27 protein-coding genes are annotated in these 24,475 nt (G+C 67.0%); 14 read left to right on the top strand and 13 right to left on the bottom strand.

Going from position 1 to position 24,475, the window contains the following annotated elements; translation table 11 throughout:
• Positions 1 to 84 precede the first annotated feature (84 nt).
• The 3 genes from OC159_RS11810 to OC159_RS11800 are packed head-to-tail and all read right to left on the bottom strand — an operon-like array spanning position 85 to position 2,474.
• Positions 85 to 1,008, bottom strand: coding sequence for a DMT family transporter (locus OC159_RS11810; RefSeq protein ID WP_265501361.1), 924 nt, complete (start codon positions 1,006 to 1,008; stop codon positions 85 to 87).
• Positions 1,005 to 1,571, bottom strand: a complete 567-nt coding sequence (locus tag OC159_RS11805; RefSeq protein ID WP_265501360.1) for a peroxidase-related enzyme — start codon at positions 1,569 to 1,571, stop codon at positions 1,005 to 1,007. Before OC159_RS11805 ends, OC159_RS11810 begins: the two co-directional genes overlap by 4 nt.
• Before the next feature lie 54 nt (positions 1,572 to 1,625).
• Entirely contained in the window at positions 1,626 to 2,474 is an 849-nt protein-coding gene (locus OC159_RS11800) for a LysR family transcriptional regulator (RefSeq protein ID WP_265501359.1), read from the bottom strand.
• Positions 2,475 to 2,572: 98 nt separating this feature from the next.
• Between OC159_RS11800 and OC159_RS11795 the strand changes: the two genes are divergently transcribed.
• The 9 genes from OC159_RS11795 to rpmE all read left to right on the top strand — a co-directional run bounded on the left by OC159_RS11795 (position 2,573) and on the right by rpmE (position 8,350).
• A complete protein-coding gene (locus tag OC159_RS11795; protein WP_265501403.1) occupies positions 2,573 to 3,163 on the top strand; it encodes an FMN-dependent NADH-azoreductase in 591 nt (196 codons plus the stop codon).
• Positions 3,164 to 3,332: 169 nt separating this feature from the next.
• Positions 3,333 to 4,829: a signal recognition particle protein gene (ffh, locus tag OC159_RS11790; RefSeq protein ID WP_265501358.1), complete on the top strand. Its 1,497-nt coding sequence runs from the start codon at positions 3,333 to 3,335 to the stop codon at positions 4,827 to 4,829.
• A gap of 97 nt (positions 4,830 to 4,926) precedes the next feature.
• A complete protein-coding gene (locus OC159_RS11785) occupies positions 4,927 to 5,460 on the top strand; it encodes a GNAT family N-acetyltransferase (protein WP_265501356.1) in 534 nt (177 codons plus the stop codon).
• Positions 5,457 to 5,753, top strand: a complete 297-nt coding sequence (locus OC159_RS11780; RefSeq protein ID WP_265501354.1) for a chorismate mutase — start codon at positions 5,457 to 5,459, stop codon at positions 5,751 to 5,753. Before OC159_RS11785 ends, OC159_RS11780 begins: the two co-directional genes overlap by 4 nt.
• Positions 5,754 to 5,796: 43 nt before the next feature.
• Positions 5,797 to 6,153, top strand: a complete 357-nt coding sequence (gene rpsP, locus OC159_RS11775; protein WP_265501353.1) for a 30S ribosomal protein S16 — start codon at positions 5,797 to 5,799, stop codon at positions 6,151 to 6,153.
• 216 nt (positions 6,154 to 6,369) lie between these two features.
• Positions 6,370 to 6,870 (top strand): ribosome maturation factor RimM, encoded by a 501-nt coding sequence (rimM, locus tag OC159_RS11770; RefSeq protein ID WP_265501352.1) that lies wholly within the window; start codon positions 6,370 to 6,372, stop codon positions 6,868 to 6,870.
• Complete coding sequence (gene trmD, locus OC159_RS11765) at positions 6,867 to 7,721, top strand: tRNA (guanosine(37)-N1)-methyltransferase TrmD (protein ID WP_265501351.1); 855 nt, start codon at positions 6,867 to 6,869, stop codon at positions 7,719 to 7,721. The genes rimM and trmD overlap by 4 nt, the downstream gene beginning before the upstream one ends.
• Positions 7,722 to 7,730: 9 nt before the next feature.
• Positions 7,731 to 8,114 (top strand): 50S ribosomal protein L19, encoded by a 384-nt coding sequence (rplS, locus tag OC159_RS11760; RefSeq protein WP_265501350.1) that lies wholly within the window; start codon positions 7,731 to 7,733, stop codon positions 8,112 to 8,114.
• 14 nt (positions 8,115 to 8,128) lie between these two features.
• Complete coding sequence (gene rpmE, locus OC159_RS11755; protein ID WP_265501349.1) at positions 8,129 to 8,350, top strand: 50S ribosomal protein L31; 222 nt, start codon at positions 8,129 to 8,131, stop codon at positions 8,348 to 8,350.
• A gap of 625 nt (positions 8,351 to 8,975) precedes the next feature.
• Here the strand turns inward: rpmE and OC159_RS11750 are convergent.
• Positions 8,976 to 10,934, bottom strand: coding sequence for a protein meaA (locus OC159_RS11750; protein WP_265501348.1), 1,959 nt, complete (start codon positions 10,932 to 10,934; stop codon positions 8,976 to 8,978).
• A gap of 149 nt (positions 10,935 to 11,083) precedes the next feature.
• On the opposite strand from OC159_RS11750, the gene OC159_RS11745 reads away from it, so the two are divergent.
• Complete coding sequence (locus OC159_RS11745) at positions 11,084 to 12,127, top strand: acyltransferase family protein (RefSeq protein WP_265501347.1); 1,044 nt, start codon at positions 11,084 to 11,086, stop codon at positions 12,125 to 12,127.
• Between the two features lie 83 nt (positions 12,128 to 12,210).
• Positions 12,211 to 13,500: a crotonyl-CoA carboxylase/reductase gene (gene ccrA, locus OC159_RS11740; RefSeq protein WP_265501346.1), complete on the top strand. Its 1,290-nt coding sequence runs from the start codon at positions 12,211 to 12,213 to the stop codon at positions 13,498 to 13,500.
• 332 nt (positions 13,501 to 13,832) lie between these two features.
• On the opposite strand, the gene OC159_RS11735 is transcribed toward ccrA, so the two are convergent.
• Positions 13,833 to 14,039, bottom strand: coding sequence for a hypothetical protein (locus OC159_RS11735; protein WP_265501345.1), 207 nt, complete (start codon positions 14,037 to 14,039; stop codon positions 13,833 to 13,835).
• A 99-nt stretch (positions 14,040 to 14,138) separates the two neighbouring features.
• Between OC159_RS11735 and OC159_RS11730 the strand changes: the two genes are divergently transcribed.
• Positions 14,139 to 15,665, top strand: a complete 1,527-nt coding sequence (locus OC159_RS11730; protein WP_265501344.1) for an ATP-dependent DNA helicase — start codon at positions 14,139 to 14,141, stop codon at positions 15,663 to 15,665.
• A gap of 8 nt (positions 15,666 to 15,673) precedes the next feature.
• Here the strand turns inward: OC159_RS11730 and OC159_RS11725 are convergent, their stop codons facing one another.
• Both OC159_RS11725 and OC159_RS11720 read right to left on the bottom strand, forming a co-directional pair.
• The gene (locus OC159_RS11725; RefSeq protein WP_265501343.1) at positions 15,674 to 16,441 is read right to left on the bottom strand and encodes an EcsC family protein; all 768 of its coding nucleotides are present in this window, start codon (positions 16,439 to 16,441) and stop codon (positions 15,674 to 15,676) included.
• Positions 16,410 to 17,000 (bottom strand): GNAT family N-acetyltransferase, encoded by a 591-nt coding sequence (locus OC159_RS11720; RefSeq protein WP_265501342.1) that lies wholly within the window; start codon positions 16,998 to 17,000, stop codon positions 16,410 to 16,412. Before OC159_RS11720 ends, OC159_RS11725 begins: the two co-directional genes overlap by 32 nt.
• 112 nt (positions 17,001 to 17,112) lie before the next feature.
• On the opposite strand from OC159_RS11720, the gene OC159_RS11715 reads away from it, so the two are divergent.
• Together OC159_RS11715 and OC159_RS11710 are read left to right on the top strand one after the other, a co-directional pair.
• Positions 17,113 to 17,715 (top strand): flavin reductase family protein, encoded by a 603-nt coding sequence (locus tag OC159_RS11715; protein WP_265501340.1) that lies wholly within the window; start codon positions 17,113 to 17,115, stop codon positions 17,713 to 17,715.
• Positions 17,712 to 18,245, top strand: coding sequence for an adenine phosphoribosyltransferase (locus tag OC159_RS11710; RefSeq protein WP_265501338.1), 534 nt, complete (start codon positions 17,712 to 17,714; stop codon positions 18,243 to 18,245). Before OC159_RS11715 ends, OC159_RS11710 begins: the two co-directional genes overlap by 4 nt.
• Here OC159_RS11710 and OC159_RS11705 read toward each other — a convergent pair.
• The 6 genes from OC159_RS11705 to OC159_RS11680 form a co-directional block, all read right to left on the bottom strand.
• Positions 18,242 to 19,639 carry an FAD-binding oxidoreductase gene (locus OC159_RS11705; protein ID WP_265501337.1) on the bottom strand — a complete coding sequence of 466 codons (1,398 nt, stop codon included), beginning with the start codon at positions 19,637 to 19,639 and terminating at the stop codon, positions 18,242 to 18,244. The genes OC159_RS11710 and OC159_RS11705 overlap by 4 nt on opposite strands.
• Positions 19,639 to 20,220 carry a GNAT family N-acetyltransferase gene (locus OC159_RS11700; protein WP_265501401.1) on the bottom strand — a complete coding sequence of 194 codons (582 nt, stop codon included), beginning with the start codon at positions 20,218 to 20,220 and terminating at the stop codon, positions 19,639 to 19,641. The genes OC159_RS11705 and OC159_RS11700 overlap by 1 nt, the downstream gene beginning before the upstream one ends.
• Positions 20,220 to 21,428, bottom strand: coding sequence for a M16 family metallopeptidase (locus tag OC159_RS11695; RefSeq protein ID WP_407674110.1), 1,209 nt, complete (start codon positions 21,426 to 21,428; stop codon positions 20,220 to 20,222). Before OC159_RS11695 ends, OC159_RS11700 begins: the two co-directional genes overlap by 1 nt.
• Positions 21,429 to 21,490: 62 nt before the next feature.
• Positions 21,491 to 22,867 (bottom strand): threonine synthase, encoded by a 1,377-nt coding sequence (thrC, locus tag OC159_RS11690; protein ID WP_265501335.1) that lies wholly within the window; start codon positions 22,865 to 22,867, stop codon positions 21,491 to 21,493.
• Positions 22,868 to 22,877: 10 nt separating this feature from the next.
• Complete coding sequence (locus tag OC159_RS11685; RefSeq protein WP_265501333.1) at positions 22,878 to 23,549, bottom strand: SURF1 family protein; 672 nt, start codon at positions 23,547 to 23,549, stop codon at positions 22,878 to 22,880.
• 73 nt (positions 23,550 to 23,622) lie between these two features.
• Positions 23,623 to 24,450 carry a cytochrome c oxidase subunit 3 gene (locus tag OC159_RS11680; RefSeq protein ID WP_265501332.1) on the bottom strand — a complete coding sequence of 276 codons (828 nt, stop codon included), beginning with the start codon at positions 24,448 to 24,450 and terminating at the stop codon, positions 23,623 to 23,625.
• Between the last annotated feature and the right edge of the window lie 25 nt (positions 24,451 to 24,475).

Genomic DNA, 24,475 nt, shown 5'->3' with positions numbered 1-24,475 from the left:
CTAACGATCGCGTGAGGCGAAGGGAACCCGCGCCACGCGACCGGGCCGCGAATGGCCGGCGCTGTGTCGCGCCCATCACGCCGCTCAGTTCGGCGGCGCCTGCCGCCCGATCAGGCGCCCGTCGATCATGGCCAGCCCCAGCCCGATGACGCCCATTCCCAGGATCTGCGTCGGCCCCAGGTTTTCATCCAGGAACAACCACCCCAGCAGGATCGCCGACACCGGCACCAGAAACGTGACCAGAGAAATGTTCGTCGCCCCCGCCCGCGCCAGCACCCTGAAGAACAGCACATAGGCCAGCCCCGTGCAGATCACGCCCAGCACGGTCAGCGCCAGCCAGACATGCCCCGGCGCGGCCGGCGGCGGCCCCGCCGTCAGCAATGCCAGCGGCAGCAGCACCGCGCTCGATCCGCTGACCATCCCCGCCGCCGTCACGAAGGGGTCGATCCCCCGCGCCCTGAACCGCCGCCCGTATGCGGCCGCGCAGGCATAGCTGAGCGCGGCGCCCAGCATCGCCAGCTGTGGCAGCACGCCATGGCCCTGCCCCGCAACCTCGTCCACGCCGATCATGACCGCCACACCGCCAAGGCCCAGGCCCACCCCCGCCAGCCGCGTCAGGCCGGCCCTCTCGTCCGCCAGCGCCAGCGAAGACACCAGCACCGTGAACAGCGGCGTCGTCGCGTTCAGGATCGAGGCGAGCCCCGACGGAATCGACGTCTGCGCCCACACGATCAGGCCGAAGGGGATGGCGTTGTTGACGATGCCCATCACCAGGAACGCGCCCCAGAGGCCGGGGCCGCGCGGCACCGCCCGCCCGGTGATGCGGACGATGATCCAAAGCACCAGCGACGCGATCGACACCCGCAGCGCGACGATCCACAGCACCGGCAGGTGCCCCACCATCGTCGCGATCAGGAAGAACGATCCGCCCCAGATCAGCGACAGCAGCAGCAGAAGCGACCAGTCGCCCGCGCCCATCCGCGCGCTGATCGTGGGCGAGAGCGTCATCGACCCAGCATCAGGAAGTCGTCGTTGGGGCGGATGTCGCCCGCGTTGACCAGCCGGTTGGACATGGCGAAGAAAGCCGCGATGGCGCCGATGTCCCACACCTCGTCCGGGCTGAACCCCGCCTGCGCCAGCGCCTCGTGGTCGCCGTCGACGATGTCCTGCGCGGCCAGCGCGACCTTTTCGGCAAAGGTCAGCATTGCCCGCTGCCGGTCAGTCAGGTCGGCCTTGCGCCAGTTCACCGCCACCTGGTCCGCGATCAGCGGGTTCCCGGCCCGGATGCGCAGGATCGCGCCATGCGCGACGACGCAGTACTGGCAGCGGTTCAGCCCGCTGGTGGCGACGACGATCAACTCGCGCTCGGCCTTGGTCAGGCCCTCGTCCTTGTCCATCAGCGCGTCGTGATAGGCGAAGAAGGCGCGAAACTCGGCCGGGCGGTGGGCGAGCGCCAGGAAAATGTTGGGAACAAAGCCCGACTTCTCCCCGACCGACAGGATGGCATCGCGGATGTCGTCGGGCAGATCGGCCAGATCGGGCACGGGAAAGCGGCTGATGGGATGGGTCATGAGGTTTCCTCCGGCGCGCAATCTGCCCGGCGGACGTGCGGCCCGCAAGTGGGATCAGGCCGGTTCCCGCAGCGCCGCCAGCGCGGCCTGGACCTTGGGCGTGCGGTGCAGGTCGACATGCGTGACCAGCCACAGCTGCGATTCCCATTCCGGAAGCGACAGCGCCGGAACAAGGCCCGCGGCCCGGTCCTTCGACAGCGCACCGACGGCCAGCCCGGCGCGGATGACCGCCTCGCGCGCGGCTTCCTCCTTGGCGACCAGCAGAACGTTCTCGGGGTCGATGCGGTCGTGCAGCCAGCGCATATAGGGCGCGCGCTGCGCCTCGGCACCGGGCAGCGCGAAGACGTGGCGGCGCGGGTCGCTTACCTCTCCGTGCCGCGCAAGATAGTCGGCCGAGGCATAGAGCATCGTGCCCGCCCGCCCCATGTCGCGCACGACATAATCCGGCTCGGTCGGGCGGGCGCCGCCACGGATGGCGACATGGGCCTCTCCGGTGTCCAGCCGGAACAGGCGCACGTCGGTGGCATAGGTCAGCCGCAGGTCGGGATGCCGGCGGATCAGCGAAACCAGGCGCGGCATCACCATGTCGGTCAGTTCCGGCAGCGCGGTCACCACCAGGTCGCCCTCGACGCGGTCACCGGCTCCGGCGATCTGAGCGGCCATCTGGGCGAAGCGCTCGTCGGCGGCGGCAGCGGTGGCCAGAAGCGTGCGCCCGGCCTCGGTCAGGGCATAGCCCCGCGGGTGGCGCTGGAACAGGCGGGCCCGCAGCGCCGTCTCCAGTGCGTCGATGCGGCGGATGACGGTGGCGTGGTGGACGCCAAGCGCGGTCGCGGCGCCGCTGACGGTGCCCGTGCGCGCCACGGCCAGCGCCACGCGGATATCGTCCCAGCTTTCGATCTGCATGTGCATCCCCGCACAGATGATGCGCAGTTATCGCCCTTACGTTCGCGCTTTCATAGCCCTAAATCAGTCCCAACAAAGCCATGCAGACGACGGAGATCATCATGCACATCCTTCACCTCGACAGCGCCATCACCGCCGACGCATCGGTCTCGCGCCAGCTGACCGCCGACATCGTCGCCCGCCTGAAGGACGGCGACCCCCAAGCGACTGTCAGCTATCGCGACCTGAACGAAGGCGTGCCCGCCATCGACACCACGTGGTTCAGGGCCGTGCGCGTCGGAACGGAGACCCCCACCCCCGAGGAAGAGGCCCGCGTCGAGACGTCCGACAAGCTGCTGGCCGAGGTGCAGGACGCCGACGTCCTGGTGATCGGCTTGCCGGTCTACAACTTCTCGATCCCGGCGCAGCTGAAGAACTGGCTGGACCAGATCGCGCGGGCGGGCGTCAGCTTCCGCTACACCGCCGAAGGCCCCGAGGGGCTGTTGAAGGGCAAGCGCGCCTTTGTCGCCTATACCGCCGCCGGCACGCCGCTTGGTTCGGATCTGGACCACGCATCGGGGTACCTGCGCCACATGCTGGGCTTCCTCGGCATCACGGACGTCACCTTCGTTCCGGCCGACGGGCTGGCCATGGACCGCGCGGCCGGAATGGCCCGCGCACAGGCGGCACTGAACAAGATCGCGGCCTGATCCCGCTTCGACGGCCCCCGAGGTTGACTCGGGGGCCGTTCTTGCGTAAGTCGACCCTCAATTTCCGGAAGCATCGTCTTCCGGTCCCTGCACTGCGCGGGGATCGCCCCCCGTCAGCGCGTTGCGCCCACGGGGGCAAAACCGTTTTGGACCTTAAGGAGGCCCGGCCATGTTCGAGAATCTCTCCGACCGTTTGGGCGGCGTCTTCGACCGGCTGACCAAGCAAGGCGCGCTGACCGAGGACGACGTCACCGCCGCCATGCGCGAGGTGCGCGTCGCCCTGCTGGAGGCTGACGTGTCGCTGCCGGTGGCGCGCAACTTCGTCAAGGCCGTCACGCAGAAGGCGACGGGCGCGGCGGTAACCAAGTCGGTCAGCCCCGGCCAGCAGGTCGTCAAGATCGTCCATGACGAGCTGATCCGCGTCCTGCAGGGCGACGACGCGCCCGAGGCGCTGCGCATCGACAACCCGCCCGCCCCGATCCTGATGGTCGGCCTGCAGGGTTCGGGCAAGACCACGACCACGGCGAAGCTGGCCCTGCGCCTCAAGGACCGCGAGAAGAAGCGCGTCCTGATGGCGTCGCTGGATACCAACCGCCCCGCCGCGATGGAGCAGTTGGCGATTTTGGGCCAGCAGATCGGCGTCGACACGCTGCCCATCGTGCCGGGCCAGACAGCCCCGCAGATCGCGCAGCGCGCCAAGACCCAGGCCAGCCTTGGCGGATACGACGTCGTGCTGCTGGACACCGCCGGCCGCCTGCACATCGACCAGACCCTGATGTCCGAGGTCCAGCAGGTCCGTGACATCGCCCAACCGCGCGAGACGATCCTGGTCGTCGATGGCCTGACCGGCCAGGACGCGGTGAACGTGGCAACCGAATTCGACGGCAAGGTCGGCATCTCGGGTGTGGTGCTGACGCGGATGGACGGCGACGGTCGCGGCGGCGCCGCCCTGTCGATGCGCCAGATCACCGGCAAGCCGATCCGCTTCGTCGGTTTGGGCGAGAAGATGGACGCGCTGGAAACCTTTGATGCGCAGCGTGTCGCAGGCCGAATCCTTGGCATGGGCGACATCGTGGCACTGGTCGAAAAGGCCCAGCAGGTGCTGGAGGTCGAGCAGGCCGAGCGCATGATGAAGCGGTTCCAGAAGGGCCTGTTCAACATGAACGACCTGAAGGGCCAGCTGGAACAGATGCAGAAGATGGGCGGCATGCAGTCGGTCATGTCGATGATGCCCGGCATGGCCAAGATGGCCAAGCAGGCCGAGACCGCGGGCTATGACGACAAGGTCGTCCGCCACCAGATCGCGCTGATCAACTCGATGACCAAGAAGGAACGGGCGAACCCCGACCTTCTGCAGGCCAGCCGCAAGAAACGCATCGCGGCCGGTGCGGGGATGGAGGTCGCCGAGCTGAACAAGCTTCTGAAGATGCAGAAGCAGATGGCCGACACGATGAAGAAGCTGGGCAAGATGGGCAAGGGCGGCATGATGAAGCAAGCCATGCGCGCCATGACCGGCAAGGGCGGCGGGCTGCCCGACATGGACAACCTCGACCCCGCCAAGATGGCCGAGGCGCAGAAGCTGCTGCAGGACCCCAAGGGACTTGGCGGTCAACTTGGACGCGCCGGCCTGCCCGGCGGCCTTGGCGGGCTGTTCGGCAAGAAATGACCCGCGTGCTGTTCATCAAGCGGCAGCCCCTCGTGGCAAGACGCGCCGGGACCGGCGCGCAAGGCCTGCGGCGCGCGCAGTCGATCAGGGGTGAAGCATGATCTCGCTGGCCCCCACTCCCATCCTGCAGACGGAACGCCTGACGCTGCGCGCTCCGAAGGGCAGCGACTGGCCGCACTGGCGCAGCTTCCACCATTCGGACCGCGCCCGCTTTGTCGGTGGCGGTCCTGATCAGGAAGCCGGCGCCAGCTGGCGGGGCTTCGGCCACATCATCGGCCACTGGGCGATGCGCGGCTTTGGCATGTTCGTCTTCACCTTGAAGGGCGACGACACGCCGCTCGGCCTGACCGGACCCTGGTTCCCCGAGGGCTGGCCCGAACGGGAACTCGGCTGGACCGTCTGGTCCGAGGCCGCCGAGGGCCGCGGCCTCGTGTCCGAAGCCGCCCGCGCCGCGCGGCACCACGCCCTTGCGACGCTCGGCTGGGACACGGCGGTCAGCTATATCGACCCGGACAACGCCCGTTCGATCGCGCTGGCCGAACGGCTTGGCGCGACGCTGGACCGCGATGCCCGACGCCCTGCCTGGGACAAGCCCTGTCTCGTCTATCGACACCCTTCGGAGGACGCATGACCGACGCCGCCGCCCGCGCCGCAAGCCTTCTGAAGGACCACCGCGCCAGCATCGACAGGCTGGACGCGATCCTCGTCTATACGCTGGCCGAAAGGTTCAAGCACACCCAGTCCGTCGGTCGCCTCAAGGCCGACCACGACCTTCCGCCGTCCGATCCGATGCGTGAATCGCAGCAGATCCAGCGGCTGGAACGCCTCGCGCGCGAGGCCGATCTCGACCCGGAATTCGCGCGCAAATTTCTCAACTTCGTGATCGCCGAGGTTATCCGGCATCACGAGCAATACCAGTCCTGAGGGGCCACCGCCCCCGACCGCCATTTCAAAGGAGAAGACCCCAATGGCCATGAAGATCCGCCTCGCCCGTGGTGGCAGCAAGAAGCGCCCGCATTACGCGATCGTTGCGTCCGATTCGCGCATGCCGCGCGACGGCCGCTTCCTCGAGAAGCTGGGCACCTACAACCCGCTGCTGGCCAAGGACAGCGAAGACCGCGTCAAGATGGACATCGAGCGTGTGCAGTACTGGCTGGGCCAGGGCGCGCAGCCGACCGACCGCATCGCCCGCTTCCTGGAAGCCGCCGGCGTCAAGGAAAAGGCCGAGCGCGCCAACATGAAGAAGGCCGAGCCGGGCAAGAAAGCCAAGGCCCGGGCCGAAGAGCGTGCGAAGAAAGCCGCCGCTCCGGCCGAAGCCGAGTAAGACATGGACGGCCCGCCCCATCTGGCGGGCCGTCTTCCCCCGAGGGGATGCCCTGGACGCAAAATGCGGCGTTTTCGGCCGCGGGCGGGTATCCGCGGCCCTTGTTCAGGCCCGGCGGCCTGAACAGAGGTTCATCGATCAACAGACATATCGGCAGCCGCGCCGGTGATATCCCGGGGCGGCACGATCCAGAGGCCCAGTTTTGCGAGGATTGGCGTGACAAGTGAACGTATCTGCGTAGGCGCCATCGCTGGGGCCTTCGGCGTCCATGGAGAGGTGCGGCTGAAAAGTTTCTGTGCCGAGCCTGCCGACATCGCCTCCTATGCCCCCCTGACGTCCGAGGACGGCAGCCGCGCCTTCACCGTCACCCTGACCCGTCCGGTCACCGGCGGCCTGGGCGCGCGCGTGTCGGGCGTCGGCACGCGGGAAGAAGCCGAGGCGTTGAAGGGCGTGACGCTCTGGGCGCCGCGCAGTGCCCTGCCCTCGCTTCCCGACGACGAGTTCTATCATGCCGACCTGATCGGCCTGCAGGTCGTGGATACCGGCGGCGCGCCGCTTGGCCGCGTGCGGGCCATCTATGACCACGGTGCCGGTGATATTCTTGAAGTCGTAGGCGGCCAGCAGGTGCTGATGCTGCCCTTCACGCGGGCGGTGGTGCCGACGGTGGATCTGGTCGCGGGCCGTGTCGTGGCCGATCCTCCCGGCGACGGCGAATGACCGACGCGCCGAAATCGCACGGGCGCCTGTCGATCCGCCCCAGCCTCAAGCCGCGCGAGCTGATGGCCGAACCGCAGGTGCAGGGCGCTTGGACCGCACGAATCGTGACCCTGTTCCCCGAGGCGTTCCCCGGCATCCTTGGCCTGTCGCTGACCGGCAAGGCGCTGTCGCAGGGTCTGTGGAACCTGCAGACGATCCCGCTGCGCGACTTCGGCGTCGGCAGGCACCGCAACGTCGACGACACCCCCGCAGGCGGCGGCGCGGGTATGGTGATCCGTGCCGACGTGATGGACGCCGCGCTGCGCGAGGCCGGTCCCGGCCTTCCGGTCGTCTACATGTCGCCCCGCGGCAAGCCCCTGACGCAGGCCCGCGCCCGCGCGCTGGCCCAGGGCCCCGGCGTCACCCTGATCTGCGGCCGGTTCGAGGGCGTCGACCAGCGCGTCTTGGACGCCCACGACGTCGAGGAGATCAGCATCGGCGACTATGTCCTGACCGGAGGAGAGATCGCCGCTCAGGTCTTGATCGACGCGACGGTCCGGCTTATACCGCGCGTGCTGGGGAATCAGGATTCTCTGGCCGAGGAATCCTTTTCCATCGGCAATAGGGGCCTTCTGGAAGCCCCCCAGTTCACGAAGCCCGCCCTTTGGGACGGCCGCGAGATCCCGCCGGTTCTGCTGTCGGGCAATCACGCGGCCATTGCCGATTGGCGGGGACGTGAGGCCGAAAGGCTGACCAAGGAACGCCGCCCCGATCTGTGGCGGGCACATGCGGAAACGTCTGTGGACCCGGCAAAGGACCGACAGCGCTCGGGCGCATCAGACCAATCGCGGAACCACCGCGAGCAACCATAGGAACCAGCGATGAACTTGATCGCAGAACTCGAAGCCGAGCAGATCGCCGAGCTTGGCAAGACCATTCCCGACTTCAAGGCGGGTGACACCGTCCGCGTCGGCTACAAAGTGACCGAAGGCACGCGTTCCCGCGTCCAGAACTATGAAGGCGTCTGCATCTCGCGCAAGGGCGGCAGCGGCATCGCGGCCAGCTTCACCGTGCGCAAGATCAGCTTCGGCGAAGGCGTGGAACGCGTGTTCCCGCTCTATTCGACGAACATCGACTCGATCGAGGTCGTGCGTCGCGGCAAGGTGCGTCGCGCCAAGCTGTACTACCTGCGCGACCGTCGCGGCAAATCCGCCCGCATCGTCGAGAAGACCAACTACCGTCCGCTGTCGGACGCGAAAGCCTGAGCAGAGGTCACGCCATGAAAAAAGAGATTCATCCCGACTACCACCTGATCGAGGTCAAGATGACCGACGGGACGACCTACCAGACGCGGTCGACCTGGGGTGCCGAAGGCGACAAGATGTCGCTGGACATCGACCCGACGTCGCACCCGGCCTGGACCGGTGGTTCCTCGCGCCTGATGGACGCCGGTGGCCGCGTGTCCAAGTTCAAATCGAAATACGCCGGCCTGGGCTTCTGATCCCAAGCCAGCATCAGCTGCGAACGCCGCCCCTTCCGGGCGGCGTTCTGCTTTTTGCCGATCGCCTCAGGTCACCACCCGCAGTGACGCCCCCTCACGAGAAGGCGAATCAAAGGGGCGACCTGCCCTAGGCTGACGCCCACAACGAACGCGAACTGGGTGTACGCTCCAATCCAAAGTTCGATTGCCAGAGAGACGAGGTGGATGTGGATGAAGTGGGCGCAGGCAGCAATGCCGGACACGCACCCCGAAGCGGCGGGATCATCTCCACGCAATGCGGCAGGTACAGCGCCCTCCAGACTTCATGAAGCACTGACAGTCGCAGAAAACATCAGGCTCGCCGCCGGACCATTGTGCCAAAGTGGAAATAGCAGGCAAGGATGGTAGAGATCCGCACGGACACGCACCTCCGGCGGATCCGGACGACTTAAGATCCCGCTTCCTTGATAAGAGCGACAAAAAATCCCGGAGACACAAATGGCAGGCGCCTGTCACATATAACAGAGCGAACTGCGGAGGCCGGCGGCAGCATTTGCCGATCCGCTGTTCGCACCTTCCGACCGCAGGCGGAGGCGACCTGGTTGACCAACAGCGCCAGTCGCACCCACACACCGCGAAAACTCGGTTACGCTGCCGCTGCGCCAGGCTCCACCAGTTCGACGATGTCCTTCATGATCGTGTTCAGCTGGAAATCCTTGGGCGTATAGACCCGCGCCACGCCCATCGCCGTCAGGCGCCTGGCGTCCTCGTCGGGAATGATCCCGCCCACGATCACCGGCACATGACCCAGGCCCGCCTCCTGCATACGGCCCATCAAGTCGCCGATCAGCGGCAGATGGCTGCCCGACAGGATCGACAGACCGACGACATGCGCCTCCTCCTCCTGCGCGCGCCGGACGATCTCGTCCGGCGTCAGGCGGATGCCCTCGTAGGTGATGTCCATCCCGCAGTCGCGGGCGCGGCAGGCGATCTGTTCGGCCCCGTTGGAGTGACCGTCCAGCCCTGGCTTGCCGACCAGGAACTTCAGCCGCCGCCCCAACCGCACGCTGACCGCGTTCACCGCATCGCGGATGTCCTCCAGCCCCTCGGTCCGGTTCGAAAGGCTTGCGGATACGCCCGTCGGGCCGCGATACTCGCCATGGACCGCCCGCATCACGCCTGCCCACTCGCCGGTCGTCACGCCGGCCTTTGCCGCCGCGATCGAGGGCGCCATCACGTTTTCGCCCCTCTGCGCCGTCAGGCGCAGCGCGGCGAGGGCGGCCTCGACGGCCCCCTCGTCCCGAGCTTGGCGCCACGCCTGCAGCCGCGCGATCTGGTCCGCCTCCACCTCGGGATCGACCACCATGATCGCCCCATCGCCCGAGGTCAGCGGCGACGGCTCGCCCTGCTGCCAGCGGTTCACGCCGACGACAACCGTCTCGCTCGCCTCGATCCGGCTCAGCCGCGCGGCATTCGCGTCGACCAGCCGCGCCTTCATGTGCTCGATTGCCGCGATGGCGCCGCCCATCTGGTCCAGCAGCGCCAGTTCGTCACGCGCGCCCTGCTTCAGTTCCTCGACCTTGGCGGCCACCACCGGATTGCCGTCGAAAAGGTCTCCGAACTCCAAAAGGTCGGTCTCATAGGCCAGGATCTGCTGCATGCGCAGCGACCATTGCTGGTCCCAGGGGCGCGGCAGGCCCAAGGCCTCGTTCCAGGCCGGCAACTGCACCGCACGCGCGCGGGCGTTCTTGGACAACGTGACGGCCAGCATCTCCAGCAGGATGCGATAAACGTTGTTTTCCGGCTGCTGCTCTGTCAGCCCAAGGCTGTTGACCTGCACGCCATAGCGGAAGCGGCGGAACTTCTCCTCCTCGATGCCATAGCGGTCGCGACAGATCTCGTCCCACAGCTCGGTGAAGGCGCGCATCTTGCACATCTCGGTCACGAAGCGGATGCCGGCATTCACGAAGAAACTGATCCGCCCGACCATGGCCGGAAACTCCGCCTCCGGCACCTTGCCCTTCAGGTCGTCCAGCACCGCAATGGCGGTCGCCAGCGCATAGGCCAGTTCCTGCTGCGGTGTCGCGCCCGCCTCCTGAAGGTGATAGGAGCACACGTTCATCGGGTTCCACTTGGGCAGGTGCTCTCGCGTGTAGGCCGCCACATCCGTGATCATCGCCAGCGAGGGCTTCGGCGGGCAGATATAGGTCCCGCGCGACAGGTATTCCTTGATCAGGTCGTTCTGCACCGTCCCCTGCAGCTTCGAGATATCCGCCCCCTGCTCCTCGGCCACCGCGATGTACAGCGACAAAAGCCAAGGCGCCGTCGCGTTGATCGTCATCGAGGTGTTCATCTGCTCCAGCGGGATCTGGTCGAACAGCGTCCGCATGTCGCCCAGGTGGCCGATCGGGACGCCCACCTTGCCGACTTCGCCCCGCGCCAGGACGTGATCGCTGTCATAGCCGGTCTGGGTCGGCAGATCGAACGCCACCGACAGCCCGGTCTGCCCGCGCGACAGGTTGCTGCGATAGAGTGCGTTCGATTTCTCGGCGGTGGAATGCCCCGCATAGGTGCGGAACAGCCAGGGCTTGTCCTTCTCAGTCATGACGGCACCTCGATGGTTGCGCAATTTTATGTCGCCACAGGATTGCTATGGCAAATAAACAAACTCGTCAATGCCGCGCCCTAGAATTGCGTTGACGCAGGGCGTGCGCGCCCGTCTAATCCCTCGGTGTCACGAATTTCCGGTTTCCCATGTTCCCACCTTCGGATCATCCCAAGGCGCCCCCCGTTGGCGCGCTGGAGACGTCTCGCCTGGTCGCGGTGGTTCTTCTGGTCCTGTATCATGTGATCGGGCCGGGCTCGGATGCGGGACTGAAGCTGCCCGACACGCACCCTGCGCGCATGTTCGCCGATTACTTCGCGGACCTGCGGATGCCGCTCTTTGCGTTCATCGCGGGCCATGTCTATGGCCTCAGGCCGGTTGATCCCGCGCAGTGGAAATCCTTCCTCGCTGGCAAGTTCCGCAGACTGGCCGTTCCCGGCGCCGTGGCGATCACCGTCTTCATGCTGCTGGCGCTGATGCTGCACCTGCGCTTCGCACCCGATGCCGACTGGTGGCGGAACTATGTCATGCCCTATGCGCATTTCTGGTTCCTTCAAGCGATCCTGCTGATTTTCGTGGTCTTCGGCACGTTCGACACCTTCGGCCACGGCCGAGGGAGTGCAGTGATCCTCGCGCTCAGCATCTTGTGGACCATGTCCGGGTGGCGACTGCAGACGAACATCATGGCCGCGAACCACGCGCTTTATCTTCTGCCCTACTTCGTGGTCGGCGTGATGGTGGCAAGACAACGGAGCATCGTGTTCTCGAACCGCTTGGCGATCATTCTGATGGCCGTCACCGTCGTCGCACTGACGACGTGGATCAACATCCTCGACCTGCAGGAGACCGGCCGCTTTTCGCAGAACCGGCGCGACCTTCAGAGCCTGGCCTTCGGGATCTCGGGCTCGATGCTCTGCTACCTGGTGCTGCCCCGGATCGACAGCCGCGTCTTCGGCAGCTTCGCCTTCACCATCTACCTCTATCATGTCCTCGGGACGTCGGGGATGCGACGGCTTCTTTATGCCATCGGCATCGACGACACCGGCACGCATCTTATAGCAGGACTGGTCGCGGGCCTTGCCGTCCCGGTGATGTTGCACATCGCCTCCCTGCAGAGTCCCGCCGCAACGCGGCTCGTTCTCGGCCAACGGCCAAATCCACCACGACACAAAATTGCCGAAGCTTCCACCTGACGGTTGCAAAATTGCTGGCGCAACTTTATTTCTCGTTCCGGAAGCGCCTGATTCTGCGCTGCGGCAACAGGAAGGAGATCTCGATGGCCCTCGACGCCCCGACCCCGATTGCGCCCTATTCGGCGCCCGTCAAAGACCTTTACGACATCGGCGAGATGCCGCCCCTGGGCCATGTGCCTGCGCAGATGCATGCATGGGCGATCCGCCGCGAACGCCAGGGCGAGCCTAACCAGGCCATGCAGCAGGAAGTCGTCGACACCCCCAAGATCGACAGCAACGAGGTGCTGGTCCTGGTGATGGCGGCTGGCGTCAACTACAACGGGATCTGGGCGGGCCTGGGCAAGCCGATCAGCATGTTCGACGTGCACCAGCAGCCCTACCACATCGCTGGATCGGATGCGTCTGGGATCGTGTGGGCCGTCGGGGACAAGGTCAAGCGCTGGAAGGTCGGCGACGAGGTCGTGATCCACTGCAACCAGGACGACGGCGACGACGAACACTGCAACGGCGGCGACCCGATGTATTCGCCCACGCAGCGCATCTGGGGCTACGAGACGCCCGACGGCAGCTTCGCCCAGTTCACCCGCGTCCAGGCCCAGCAGCTGATGGAACGTCCGCGCCACCTGACGTGGGAGGAATCCGCCTGCTATACGCTGACGCTGGCGACCGCCTATCGGATGCTCTTCGGTCACGAGCCGCACGAGCTGAAGCCCGGCATGAACGTGCTGGTCTGGGGCGCGTCGGGCGGGCTGGGGTCCTATGCGATTCAGCTGATCAACGCGGCTGGCGGTAACGCCATCGGCGTCATCTCCGAGGAGGACAAGCGCGACTTCGTTATGGGGCTGGGCGCCAAGGGCGTCATCAACCGCAAGGAGTTCCGCTGCTGGGGCCAGTTGCCGACCGTGAACACGCCCGAATACAAGGAGTGGTTCAACGAGGCGCGCAAGTTCGGCAAGGCCATCTGGGACATCACCGGCAAGGGCAACAACGTCGACATCGTGTTCGAGCATCCCGGCGAGGCGACCTTTCCGGTCTCGACCCTGGTCTGCAAGAAGGGCGGCATGGTTGTCATCTGCGCTGGCACCACGGGTTTCAACTGCACCTTCGACGTGCGCTACATGTGGATGCACCAGAAGCGCCTGCAGGGCAGCCACTTCGCGCATCTGAAGCAGGCCAGCGCCGCCAACAAGCTGATGCTGGAACGGCGTCTGGACCCCTGCATGTCCGAGGTCTTCCCCTGGGCAGAGATCCCGGCCGCGCACATGAAGATGTACCGCAACGAGCACAAGCCCGGAAACATGTCCGTTCTGGTCCAGTCCCCGGTCACAGGCCTGCGGACGTTCGAGGACGCGCTGGAGGCCGGCCGCCGCTGAAGTTCTTTTCGGTGTTGCCGGCCCGCTCGACAACGCCAGCTTGCGACACACTGGCGCGGATGGGATATCACCCACTGCGCCAGTTGCCCCTGCCGCTCACCATGAAGCCCATCAGGCCGAATGACATTGCGAAACAGGAGGGTCTGGTCGCGGAAACTTGTGGAAGCGGCGCTGGGGCAGGCGATAACGAGGAGCTCGATCAGGAGGACACTCCGGCCCTGCCCCCCGACTTGATCCCATGCGTCAGTTGAAGCGCCGGGCGCGATCACGACGCGGCGGCAGCGGGCTGTTGCCGTCCTCGGTGCCGGACCGCAGCCGTTCAACGGCAGAGACTACGCCTTTCGGTCGGCCTCGCCGGCATAGCGGCATTCCCATTCCCGCACCTTTTCGGCCGGATGGGTGGCGACCCATCGGGCCAGTTCGCTCTGGCTCTGGATCATGCAGGTAAAGAGGCCGTTCTGCTCCTCAAACAGAAGGCTGTGGTCGGTGCAGCGGTCCGGCTCTGTCAGAAGGCAGGTGACGAAGAAGAGTTCGATCATCGTGACGCTCCTTGCATGGCTCGATTCACTTCACGCGCCAGGCCGGGTAAAAGTTGCAGGGCGCTTCGCTTTTCCTTTCCCGCAGGGTAAGGGAACACCATGAACGCCCCCGCCCCGACCCTTTCGCCCGATCAGGCCGACGCATGGGATGCGTTGGCCGATACGTTCGGTGCCGCCGGCATCGACATCATCGCAGAGGAAGTGCATCCGCCCGAGTCGGGAAAAGGTCGCGTCATGGCGGTCATCGGCAAGGCCGGTTCCGGCAAGACGCTGATGCTGTCGCAGATCACCAAGGCGCTGCTGGCCGCGGGGGTCGACCTGATCAGTCCCGATTATGAGGGCAAGAAGCGCAAGGACCGGCGCAGCGTCGCGATCCTGGCGCCGACCAACAAGGCGGCCTTCGTGCTGCGCATGCGGGGCGTGCCGGCCACGACGATCCACCGCATCCTCTATACGCCCGTCTATGACCCGGAATATGAAAAGATCGCCGAATGGCTGACCGGCCAGGGCAACCGTCCCGCCATCGAGGGGCTGACGGACACCGCAATGGACAAGGCCAAGGCGTTCTTCGACGTTCACGCCTCGATCCCCGGTGCGCTGGCGACGGCGGGCCTGCGGGGGTCGGACTTCATCCGCGGCTGGAAGCGGCGAGAGGACGGGCTGGATGTCGGGCTGATCGACGAGGCCTCGATGCTGGACGAAAAGCAGTTCGAGGACCTGCGAGAGATCTTCCCCGTGCTGGTCCTGTTCGGCGACCCGGCGCAGCTGGCCCCGGTGGGACAGTCCGGCGAGATGGTCTTCGACAAGCTGGCCGCCCCGCAGCGGCTGATCCTGAACCGCATCCACCGGCAGGCCGACGACAGCCCGATCCTGGACCTTGCCCATGCGCTGGCCGACGACCAGCTTGGTTTCGACGACTTCGAAAGCATGATCCGCGCCGCCGCCCGCAAGGACGATCGCGTGGTCTGGGCGGAGCGGGTCGAAAGCGACCTGATGGCGCGCAGCCCGGTCCTGGTCTGGCGCAACGCCACGCGCATCCGGCTGATCCATGCCTTCCGCACCGCCTTCGGTGCGCCTGGCGACGCCCTTCTGCCGGGGGAACCCCTGATCTGCGACGGGCTGGAGCTGCCGCTGAAGCACCGCAAGAAGCGGATCGACCTCGAGGCGCGCGGCCTGATCAAAGGGGCGCAGGTCGTCTACCTGGGACCGGGCCGCAAGCCCGGCTTCTCGCGCCTGCACGTCATCGGCGCCGAGGACCCGCGCCTGTCGGCCGCCAGCATCGTGAAGATCGAGATGCCGGACGAGGAGGAGCCGTTCATCCCCTATGCCGCCCGCATGGGCGCGGCCTTCCTGCACGGCGCGGCGGTGACGATCCACAAGGCACAGGGCAGTCAGTGGCCAGAGGTGCAGGTCTTCGGCCCCGACATCAGCGCCGCCGCGTGGTCGAACCGGTCGGAAGCCGGTGTGCCGCTGTGGAAGCGGCTGACCTATGTGGCGATCACCCGGGCGCAAGAGCGGCTTTACTGGGTGACGAAGTCGCGGCTGGCGCGGCCCGCGCGCCCGCTGAACACCGACCACCTGGCCGCGCCGGTTGCGCCCCTGGCGCTGGACGCCGAGGAGGAATAAGCGACACGTCAGCCGCGGTTGCGGCGGGCGATGGCGAGGCGCAGCGCCTCGGTCAGGGCTTCGCGCGGAAGGCCTGTTTCCTGCGACAGGCGCATGATCCCGAAATGGACTCGCGCCATTTCCTGGTAATAGCGGGCGAACGTGTAGTTGATCGTCGCACCGACCACGGCACCGAACACGGGCGCCGCCTGAGCCGCCATCTTCTGCCCCAGCGAAACCGACAGGCGCGGCGCGACCTTGCTGACCAGCCCCTGCACCGTCTGCCCCGTGACGGACAGGCGCGCCGCCAGAAAGCCCAGTTCGGTCGCGTCATCCTCGGCCATGGGACCGGCGGCGGCGAAGATGCGCAGGCATTCGAGGCGCACCTCCTCGCTGTCGGGGTCGAGCCCGTGTTCGGCCGCGATCTCCAGCATCGCGCGCAGCAGAAGCGTGACGGTGAAGGGCAGCTCGACCAGCGCTCCGGCGAAGCCGCCGACGCCGCCTGCGGCACCGCTGACGGTCGAGGTCATCCGGTTGAACCAGTCGCCCCGGTCCCGCACCACCCGCCGACTGCGCGATGCGGCAGCGAAGGCGCGGGTCAGGGCCGCGCGGGTGGCGCCGTCCAGTCGGCTGCGCACGAAGCCCGGCAGGCGCTGGACCAGCCCTTCGGCACTGCTGCCGATCCGGGCCATCGCCTGCATGCCAAGCCCTGACGCCTCGTCGTGGCGGCGGGCCAGCCGGTCGATCTGGGCCAGGACGGTCTGGTCAGCGATGGGCGGAAGGATCGATTGTGTCATGGGCGGCTTCCTTGGGTGACGCGACCGTGGCGCAAGGCTGGGCGACCGGCGCGTGCGAAGGTGTCGTCGGGGCGGCCGGCGCACGTGTCACCTGCCCCGCCACACCAACCCAGGCCCCCGGCCGGAGTTCCAGCCCCAGCACTCGGTCCGGGTTGGTCGGCGGCGGCATGAGGACATCGTCCAGCCGCTGAAAACCGAAGCGCGAATAATAGGGCGCATCGCCGACCAGCAGCACGCGCGAGAACCGCATCCTGCGCGCCCGCGCAAGGCTGTCGCGCATCAGCAGGCCCCCCAATCCTTCGCCCTGCGCCGTCGGATGGACTGCAATCGGCCCCAGCAGCAGCAGGTTGCGGCGTCCGATGCGGGCGGGCCAATACCGGATTGCGGCCATCAGCGTGCAGCCGGGATCGCGCAGGACGAGGCACAGCTCGGCCACGCGCGGGACACCATCGCGCAGGCGATAGGAAGACAGCGCGGTGCGGCCCGGGGCGAAGCACAGGTCGTAGAGCGCCTCGACCTCGGGTTCGTCGGCGGGGGTCTCGGGGCAAATTTCGAACATCGCGCCTCCTGTCGATCCTGCGGCCGCTTAACATGGGTTTGCGACAGGCGGAACATTGCGCCGCGTGAAAAGCGGTGGCAGGTTGGCCGCGCAACCCAGAAGGAGGCCGCCCATGTTCTATCGCCCCGAAGCCGGACACGGCCTGCCGCACAACCCGTTCAATGCCATCGTCGCGCCCAGGCCCATCGGCTGGATCTCGACCCGCGGAACACAGGGCGATAACCTGGCGCCCTATTCCTTCTTCAACGCGGTGGCTTATGTCCCGCCGCAGGTCATGTTCGCCTCGACCGGCAAGAAGGGCGACCGGCAGGGAACCAAGGACAGCGTTGCCCAAATCATTGAAACAGGCGTCTTCTGCGTGAACATTGCCACGGGCGACCTGCGCAATGCCGTCAACGCCAGTTCCGCCCCCCTGCCTGCCGGCAGCAGCGAGTTCGAGGTTGCCGGCATCGAAAGCACGCCCTGCACCACCATCGATTGCCTGCGCGTCGCCGGTGCGGCGGCGGCACTGGAATGCCGGATGACGCAGATCGTGCCCTTGGCGGGAGAGGCGAACTTCGCCGTCTTCGGTGCCGTCACGGGCGTTCACCTGCGCGACGACTGCGTCGTCGACGGCCGCTTCGATCCGCGCGCGGCGGGCGGCTGGATTGCGCGGCTGGGATACAAGGACTATGCCGCCGTGCAAGATCTTTTCGAAATGGACCGCCCTACATGAGCCGCAGCGTCAAGGACTATGTCCGCTCCATCCACGACTTCCCGCATGAAGGCATCATCTTCCGCGATGTGACGACCCTGTTTGCGGACGCGCGCGGGTTCCGCATGGCGGTGGACCAGATCCTGCACGCCTATGCCGGGACGCGGATCGACAAGGTCGTGGGCCTCGAGGCGCGCGGCTTCATCCTGGGCGGGGCGGTGGCGCACCAGTTGTCCACCGGCTTCGTCCCGATCCGCAAGAAGGGCAAGCTGCCCGGCACCGTGATCTCGGAAGCCTACCTGCTGGAATATGGCGAGGCGATCATGGAGATCCATGACGACGCCCTGCGCGCGGGCGAAAAGGTGCTGATCGTCGACGACCTTCTGGCGACCGGCGGCACGGCTGCCGCCGCGATCAAGCTCTGCCAGCGGCTGGGGGCCGAGGTGATCGGCTGCGCCTTCGTGATCGACCTGCCGGAGCTGGGCGGCCGCAAGGTGCTGGAGGGACTGGACATGCCTGTCCATGCGCTCTGCGAGTTCGAAGGCGCCTAGGCCAGCACAGCGCCGGGGTTCATGATGCCAAGGGGGTCAAGCGCCCCCTTGATGGCGCGCATCGCCGCCAGCCGCACCGGGTCGCCCCACCGTGCCAGGTCCGCGGCCTTCAGCCGGCCCACCCCGTGTTCGGCCGAAAATGACCCGCCCCGCGCGATCACCAACTCGTGGATCTTCCGCGACAGATCTCGGCGGATCTCGTCATATTCCTCGCGCCGTCGACCCTCGGCCGGGAACAGGTTGTAATGCAGGTTGCCGTCGCCCAGATGGCCGAAGCAGTTGATCCGCATGTCGCCCTGCTGCGCAATCTTCGCCCCGGCATCGGAGACGAAGCGGGCGATTTCCGACAGGGGCAGGCTGATGTCGTGGCTGGCGATCGCGCCGACATGGCGGTTGGCCAGCGGAATATGCTCGCGCAAGCTCCACAACTCGGCCGCCTGCTGGCCCGATTGGGCGATGATGCCGTCATGGACCAGCCCGGCCTCGGCGCCTGCGGTGAACAGTCCTTCCAACGCCGCATCCGCGGACAGGCCGGCGGGCAGCCCGACCTCGACCAGCACCAGCCAGTCGGGGCGGGGGTCGAAGGGCTGGCGCATGTCCGGGAAGGCCGCATCCAGAAACCGCAGCCCCTGCCCCGAGATCAACTCGAACGCGGTGACGCCGCCCGCCATGCGCGCCTGCGCCAATGACAGCAGTGACAAGGCCGCCGCCGGGCCGTCGACGACCATCAGCGCGACGCCTGTTTCGGCCGGCACCGGCGCCAGCACCAGGGATGCCGCCGTGATGATCCCCAGCGTCCCCTCGGCCCCGATCAGCAGGTCACGCAGGTCGTATCCGGTATTGTCCTTGCGCAGCCGCTTGAGGTCGCGCATCACCTCTCCGTTCGGCAGCACGGCCTCGATCCCCAGGCAGAGCGCGCGGGCGTTTCCGTATCGCAGCACGTTCACGCCCCCCGCGTTGGTGGACAGCACGCCGCCGACCTGCGCCGACCCCTGCGACGCCAGCGACAGCGGGAACTGCCGCCCGACTGCGGCTGCGGCCTGACGGGCATCGTGCAGCGTCACGCCGGATTCGGCGATCAGCACCGCTTCCTCGGGCCAGATGTCGCGGATGGCGGTCATCCGCTCCAGCGACAGGACAAGGGGTGCGGGGCCGTTCGCGACAAGCTGCCCGCCGACCAGACCCGTGCCGCCGCCGCGAGGCACCACCGGAACGCGCGCGTCCGCGCAGGCGCGGATGATGGCCGCGCATTCCTCGACGTCCCGCGGGGCCGCGACCAGTCCCGCCTGGCCCATGATGCGGCCCCGGGGTTCCTCGGTATAGGCGGGCGCGATGTCGCGCAGGACGCCCTGCGGCAGGTGCGCGGCCAGAACAGCATCGGCGGGATTCAGCATCAGCGCACCTCGGTCTTTCCGCGCCGGTCGCTGCGCAGGTTGGCGTAGAGCACGTGGTTCCGCCAGCGGCCGTCGATCTGCAAATAACTCTGGGCGACGCCTTCGTACTTGAAGCCCGACTTCTCCAGCACTCCGCGCGATGCGGCGTTCTCGGGCAAGCAGGCAGCCTCGATCCGCGACAGGTCCAACGTGTTAAAGGCATGATGCACCAAAACGCCGATCGCCTCGCGCATGTAGCCCTGTCGCGCATGGGCCTGCCCGATCCAGTATCCGATGGTGCCGGATTGCGCCGGGCCGCGGCGGATGTTGTCCAGCGTGATCGCGCCCAGCAGCACGCCGTCGCGGCGCAGCAGGAACAGCGGGAACGACGTGCCGGCCTTGCTGGAGCGGCCGGCCCAGTAGACGCGGTTGGTAAAGCTTTTGCGTGACAGATGGTCGGGCGACCAGACCGGCTCCCACGGGGTGAGGAAGGCGCGGCTCTCCATCCGCAGCGCCGTCCAGGCGTTATAGTCGGAATGCATGGGAAGGCGCAGCACGATCCGCTCGGCATCCAGCCGGAATGGACGGCGCCGCGCCAGGATCATGCAGCCAGTCTTTCGGCAAGGGCATCCCGCGAGGGGGCCCGATCCACAGGGCCATAAAGTGCCAGCGCCGGCCGGGCATTGGCCAGCAGCGCCTCGGCATGGGTGCGGATGTCGGCGCGGGTGACGGCGGCGATCTTTTCGGCCACCTCGGCCGGGTCGGGAACCCGGCCCCAGATCGCCAGGCTGCGGGCCATCCGCTCGGCCTGGCCCGACGGGCTTTCCAGCCCCATCAGCAGGCCCGCGCGCAGCTGCGCCTTGGCGCGGGCGATCTCGGCCTCGGACATGTCGTCGGCGGCGCGTTTGATCTCGTCGATGGTCAGGGTCGCCAGGTCGGCAAGATCATCGGCGCCGGTGCCGGCATAGATGGTCAACATGCCGGTGTCGTCGTGGAAGCCCGACTGCGCGAAGATCGTATAGCAGAGGCCGCGCTCCTCACGGATCTTCTGAAACAGCCGCGAGGACATGCCGCCGCCAAGGGCAGAAGAAAAGATCTGCGCGGCATAGAAGTCGGGCGCAAGGAACCCCGGCCCCTCCAGCGCCAGCGCGAAATGCGCCTGCTCCAGCGGCTTGACGCTGCGGGTTTCAAGCCCTTGCCAGCGCGGGGCCTCGCGCGGACCCTGCGCGATGGGCGTCATGCGGCCCAGCACCTTTTCGGCCAGCCGGACGATGCGGTCGTGATCGACCGCGCCCGCCGCGGCGACGACCATCTGGCCGGGACCATAGTTCTCGGCCACGAAACCCGACAGGTCGGCGCGGTTGAAATGGCTGACGCGCTCGGCCGGGCCCAGGATGGTGCGGCCCATCGGCTGGTCGGGATAGGCCGCCTCCTGCAGCCAATCGAAGATGATGTCGTCGGGCGTGTCCATGGACTGCCCGATCTCCTGCAGGATCACGCCGCGCTCGACCTCGATCTCGCGCGGGTCGAAGACCGGGTTCAGGACGATGTCGCTGATTACGTCGAAGGCCAGGTCGACGTCATCCTCCAGCACACGGACGTAATAGGCGGTCGCATCGCGCGAGGTGTAGGCATTGATATAGCCGCCCACATCCTCGATCGCCTCGGCGATCTGCAGGGCGCTTCGGGTGGCGGTGCCCTTAAAGGCCATGTGTTCCAGGAAATGGGCGATGCCGTTCTGTTCGGCACGCTCATTCCGGCCACCGGCGCTGACCCAGATGCCCAAGGCCGCGGAATGCAGCCCCGGCATCTGGCGGGTGACGATGGACAGGCCGTTGGAAAGGGTCGTCAGGCGCGGGGTGGGATCTTGGCTCACTGGGTCCTCCGGTCGAGGATCAGCGACTTAAGCGCGTCCACGTCGTTTTCAACCCGGGTCACACGCTCGGGTAGATCGAACAGGTCGGCCATGTGCGGCGGCAGCGCAGGACGGATGCCGATGGCGCGTTCCACCGCGTCCGGGAACTTGGCCGGATGGGCGGTGGCCAGCGTCACCATCGGCACGCCGGGCTCCAGATGGCGCTGCGCCACGGCCACGCCCACGGCGCTGTGCGGGCAGAGGATCTCTCCGGTGCGCTCGCGCATGTCGCGGATGGTGGCCAGCGTCTCCTCCTCGGACACGCGGCCCGACAGGTATTGCTCGCGCAGCGTCTGCAGCGCGCCCTGGCTGATCGTGAAGCCGCCGGCCTTCAGCTCGTCCATCAGCTGGCGGATCGCGCCGGCATCCTGCCCATAGGCAAGATACAGCGCGCGCTCGAAGTTCGAGCTGACCTGGATGTCCATCGACGGGCTGATCGAAGGCTCGACCTGTCCGGTGCGGTATTCGCCCCCGGTCAGCGCACGGTGCAGGATGTCGTTCTGGTTCGTGGCGACGATCAGGCGGCGGATCGGCAGGCCCATCTCGCGCGCGACCGAGCCCGCGAAGATGTCGCCGAAATTGCCGGTCGGCACGCAGAAGTCCGTGGGGCGCATGCCAAGGGACGCGCAGGCGGTGAAGTAATAGACGATCTGCGCCACCACGCGCGCCCAGTTGATGCTGTTCACGCCGGCCAGCCCGACCTGATCGCGGAAGGCGTGGTCGTTGAACAGATCCTTCAGCCGCGCCTGGCAGTCGTCGAAGTGGCCTGTCACGGCCAGCGCATGGACGTTTTCGGCAGGCGGCGTGGTCATCTGGCGGCGCTGCACCTCGCTGACGCGGCCATGCGGATACATGATGAACACGTCGACATTGTCGATGCCGCGGAACGCCTCGATCGCCGCCGATCCGGTATCGCCCGAGGTCGCGCCGACGATGGTGATCCGCTGACCCGACCGCGTCAGGGCGATCTGGAACAGCTGCGCGATCAGCTGCATCGCAAAGTCCTTGAACGCCAGCGTGGGCCCGTGGAACAGCTCCAGCAGGTGATGGCCCGGCGCCAGCTGGACCAGCGGTGCGCGGGCGTCATGGGCGATGCGCGCGTAGGCCCGGTCGATGGCGCCGCGCAGTTCGTCGTCGCTGAAGCTTTCGCCGGTGAAGGCGCGCACGACGCGGAAGGCGACCTCCTCGTAGCTCAGCCCGTCCAGGTCCGAGAGGCCCTCGAAGGCCGGGATCGTCTCGGGCAGATACAGGCCGCCGTCACGTGCCAGCCCCGACAGCATGGCCTGTTCGAAATCCAGAACCGGGGCCCGGCCCCGCGTCGAGACGTAACGCATCGGTCTTCCTTCAATAGCTGCGCTGCCTGATACGCCAGATCAGCGCCAGTGTCATTACCGCCCATGTCGCCGCGATCAGGAACCATTGCACGGCATAGGACAGGTGGTTGTTGGGAATGCCCTCGACGGCCACGGGAACTGGCTCGGCCCCCTGGTTGTCGCCGGTGATGAAGCTGGCCACGACCAGGACCGGCTGCGTATCCAGGGCTTCGGCCATGGCGTCGACATCGCGGGCGAACCAGATGTTCTCCTCAAGGTTCGGCGCGGGGGTCGAACTGCTGGCGTCCTGCGGCCAGTGCAGGTTGCCCTGCACCTCCAGCCGGACGGGCGGACGGTCGGCATGGCGCAGCTCCTGCGGGACGAAGCCGCGGTCGAGAAGGATCGCCCGCCCGTCATCGGTGACGAAGCGAGAAACGACCTGATAGCCCGCGCCCTGGTCGCGATCATGGGACAGCACGTCGATCTCGGCCCCGGTGGTGGTGCCGGAGACGGTTACCGGCAGGTACTTCATCGACAGGTCGATCTGGTCCGGCAGCGGCACGGGGTCGCTCTCAATCCCGGCGCGGATCTCGTCCAGCATGCCTTCCTTCCACCGCAGCCGGTCCAGTTGCCACAGGCCCAGCTGCAGCAGGATGGCGCAGCCGACGATGCCAAGGATCAGGGGGAACAGATAGCGGCGCATGGGCATGCTCCTGGGGCAACGCAAAACGCGCGGAGGTGTCCCCCCGCGCGCCCTTGGTCTCAGGTCGGGGAGGTCAGCTGCCCCAGACGTAGATGACGGCGAACAGGACCAGCCAGATCACGTCGACGAAGTGCCAGTACCAGGCGGCAGCCTCGAAGCCGACATGCTGGTCGCGGGTCATCTGGCCGCGGCTGAAGCGCAGCAGGCAGACGGCCAGGAAGATGGTCCCGATGATGACGTGAAGGCCGTGGAAGCCGGTCGCGATGTAGAACGCAGAGGCATAGGCCGTGTCGGCCAGGCCAAAGGCGGCGTGGCTGTATTCGTAGGCCTGCAGGCCGGTGAACGCGAGGCCCAGGACGACTGCGATGGCCAGGCCGTTGATCGCGACCTTGCGGTCGCCTTCATGCGCCCACGCATGGTGGGCCCAGGTGACGGCGACGCCGGACAACAGCAGGATCAGCGTGTTGATGAACGGCAGGTGCCAAGGGTCGAAGGTGACGATGCCTTCCGGCGGCCAGACGCCGTCGACGATCGGGCTTTCCTCGCCCATCGGATACATCGCATGCTTGATGAAGTTCCAGAACAGCGTGACGAACAGCATCGCCTCGGACATCACGAACAGGATGAAGCCGTACTGAAGGCCGAGGCGGACGACCGGGGTGTGGTCGCCCTGCTCGGCCTCGCGCACGATGTCCGCCCACCAGGCGAAGGCGACATAGGTCGTGGCGACCAGGCCGATCGCGAACATCCAGGGGCCGGTGATCGAGGCGCCCATCAGCGTCACCTCGCCCGTCATCCAGGCAACGGCGCCAAACAGCATGACGAAGACCGCGACGGCCGCCAGGAACGGCCAGACCGAGGCCGGAAGAATGTGATAGTCGTGGTTCTTAGCGTGCGCCATGGCGGATCCCCGTCGGCTCCCTCGA

Source organism: Paracoccus beibuensis, from assembly GCF_026162625.1.
Lineage (GTDB): Bacteria > Pseudomonadota > Alphaproteobacteria > Rhodobacterales > Rhodobacteraceae > Paracoccus > Paracoccus beibuensis.
The sequence above is the reverse complement of the archived record's forward strand: the minus strand, read 5'-3'. Positions and strand labels throughout refer to the sequence as shown.

What these genes read in the sequence shown, in the direction of transcription:
- OC159_RS11810 (WP_265501361.1), bottom strand. Translation starts at nt 1,008, where the DNA reads ATGACGCTCTCGCCCACGATCAGCGCGCGGATGGGCGCGGGCGACTGG.
- OC159_RS11805 (WP_265501360.1), bottom strand. Translation starts at nt 1,571, where the DNA reads ATGACCCATCCCATCAGCCGCTTTCCCGTGCCCGATCTGGCCGATCTG.
- OC159_RS11800 (WP_265501359.1), bottom strand. Translation starts at nt 2,474, where the DNA reads ATGCAGATCGAAAGCTGGGACGATATCCGCGTGGCGCTGGCCGTGGCG.
- ffh (WP_265501358.1), top strand. Translation starts at nt 3,333, where the DNA reads ATGTTCGAGAATCTCTCCGACCGTTTGGGCGGCGTCTTCGACCGGCTG.
- OC159_RS11785 (WP_265501356.1), top strand. Translation starts at nt 4,927, where the DNA reads ATGATCTCGCTGGCCCCCACTCCCATCCTGCAGACGGAACGCCTGACG.
- OC159_RS11780 (WP_265501354.1), top strand. Translation starts at nt 5,457, where the DNA reads ATGACCGACGCCGCCGCCCGCGCCGCAAGCCTTCTGAAGGACCACCGC.
- rpsP (WP_265501353.1), top strand. Translation starts at nt 5,797, where the DNA reads ATGGCCATGAAGATCCGCCTCGCCCGTGGTGGCAGCAAGAAGCGCCCG.
- trmD (WP_265501351.1), top strand. Translation starts at nt 6,867, where the DNA reads ATGACCGACGCGCCGAAATCGCACGGGCGCCTGTCGATCCGCCCCAGC.
- rplS (WP_265501350.1), top strand. Translation starts at nt 7,731, where the DNA reads ATGAACTTGATCGCAGAACTCGAAGCCGAGCAGATCGCCGAGCTTGGC.
- rpmE (WP_265501349.1), top strand. Translation starts at nt 8,129, where the DNA reads ATGAAAAAAGAGATTCATCCCGACTACCACCTGATCGAGGTCAAGATG.
- OC159_RS11750 (WP_265501348.1), bottom strand. Translation starts at nt 10,934, where the DNA reads ATGACTGAGAAGGACAAGCCCTGGCTGTTCCGCACCTATGCGGGGCAT.
- OC159_RS11745 (WP_265501347.1), top strand. Translation starts at nt 11,084, where the DNA reads ATGTTCCCACCTTCGGATCATCCCAAGGCGCCCCCCGTTGGCGCGCTG.
- ccrA (WP_265501346.1), top strand. Translation starts at nt 12,211, where the DNA reads ATGGCCCTCGACGCCCCGACCCCGATTGCGCCCTATTCGGCGCCCGTC.
- OC159_RS11735 (WP_265501345.1), bottom strand. Translation starts at nt 14,039, where the DNA reads ATGATCGAACTCTTCTTCGTCACCTGCCTTCTGACAGAGCCGGACCGC.
- OC159_RS11730 (WP_265501344.1), top strand. Translation starts at nt 14,139, where the DNA reads ATGAACGCCCCCGCCCCGACCCTTTCGCCCGATCAGGCCGACGCATGG.
- OC159_RS11725 (WP_265501343.1), bottom strand. Translation starts at nt 16,441, where the DNA reads ATGACACAATCGATCCTTCCGCCCATCGCTGACCAGACCGTCCTGGCC.
- OC159_RS11720 (WP_265501342.1), bottom strand. Translation starts at nt 17,000, where the DNA reads ATGTTCGAAATTTGCCCCGAGACCCCCGCCGACGAACCCGAGGTCGAG.
- OC159_RS11715 (WP_265501340.1), top strand. Translation starts at nt 17,113, where the DNA reads ATGTTCTATCGCCCCGAAGCCGGACACGGCCTGCCGCACAACCCGTTC.
- OC159_RS11710 (WP_265501338.1), top strand. Translation starts at nt 17,712, where the DNA reads ATGAGCCGCAGCGTCAAGGACTATGTCCGCTCCATCCACGACTTCCCG.
- OC159_RS11705 (WP_265501337.1), bottom strand. Translation starts at nt 19,639, where the DNA reads ATGCTGAATCCCGCCGATGCTGTTCTGGCCGCGCACCTGCCGCAGGGC.
- OC159_RS11695 (WP_407674110.1), bottom strand. Translation starts at nt 21,428, where the DNA reads ATGCCGGGGCTGCATTCCGCGGCCTTGGGCATCTGGGTCAGCGCCGGT.
- thrC (WP_265501335.1), bottom strand. Translation starts at nt 22,867, where the DNA reads ATGCGTTACGTCTCGACGCGGGGCCGGGCCCCGGTTCTGGATTTCGAA.
- OC159_RS11685 (WP_265501333.1), bottom strand. Translation starts at nt 23,549, where the DNA reads ATGCGCCGCTATCTGTTCCCCCTGATCCTTGGCATCGTCGGCTGCGCC.
- OC159_RS11680 (WP_265501332.1), bottom strand. Translation starts at nt 24,450, where the DNA reads ATGGCGCACGCTAAGAACCACGACTATCACATTCTTCCGGCCTCGGTC.